This window comes from Citrobacter sp. Cpo148, assembly GCF_030332375.1.
GTDB classification, from domain to species: domain Bacteria; phylum Pseudomonadota; class Gammaproteobacteria; order Enterobacterales; family Enterobacteriaceae; genus Citrobacter; species Citrobacter portucalensis.
In genome coordinates, this window is record NZ_JAOWHY010000013.1 from 1 (window position 1) to 960 (window position 960).

Below are 960 nucleotides of genomic sequence, written 5' to 3' on the forward strand. Positions count from 1 at the left end.
CGGGAATACTGACGCCAGATCGTCAATAAATTCGCACATCAGCAGGTTCTGGTATTCGTCCGGGCTGTACTCCATGCGCAGCTGGTCGAGGTCGAACAGATTACAGCCGCCGCGCACCGCATCCTCCACGGTGACGATCTGGCGGTACTGCCCGTCCGGGCAGAGCAGGCCGCGCGCAAGGTTGCTGTGGGTCAGGTCAATGTCCACCTTGTCCGCTTTAGCGCGGCCCCGGTTGAACAGTGCACCGGACCAGAACGGATAGGCGCTGTGGGTCAGGCTGGACGGCGTGGAGAAATAGGTTTGTCGCCATTTCTTGTGAATGGCCATGCCGGAGGCAACCTTGCGCAGCTCCTGAAATTTCGGTATCCAGAAATATTCATCAAGGTACAGGTTGCCGTGGTAGCTCTGCGCCGTGCGGGCGTTGGTGCCGAGGAAGTACAGGCACGCGCCGTTGCTGAGGGTCATCGGGTCGCCTTTCAGCTCAACATCCACCTCTTTTGCAAAGTCGATGATGTACTGCTTAAAGACGTGCGCCTGCGCCTTACTGGCTGAGAGGAAGATCTGGTTGCGCCCGGTGGTGATGGCGTCAATCAGCGCTTCGCGGGCAAAAAAGTATGTTGCCCCAATCTGACGTGATTTAAGCAGGTTGCGAATGCGGTGTTTTACCCCTGCCTGCCACCAGTGGCGCTGATATTCAAACATGCCGTTGCGGAAGATTTCTTCCAGCTTTTCGGTCTGTTCATCAGTGAAAACATTCTTTTCGGGCTGGCGGCGTGGCCCTTTGTTACGGTTGGCAACTTTCGGGTTTAAATCAGCTTCATTCCCGCCATCGTTAAATTTTCCGATCCGGGCATGGCGCTCTGACTGGCGCGCCAGCAGGTCAATTTCCTTGAAGTCTTTCCCTTCTTTCTGCTCCTTCATGATGAGCTGGCAGTAACGTGCGGCGGTGGTGAGCTGCAT

General features: G+C 56.0%; 1 protein-coding gene. It reads right to left on the bottom strand.

Annotated elements, in window-relative coordinates:
- Positions 1-960 (bottom strand): terminase large subunit domain-containing protein (locus OGY10_RS00060; protein WP_286575989.1); only part of this gene is annotated, 960 nt, incomplete at both ends.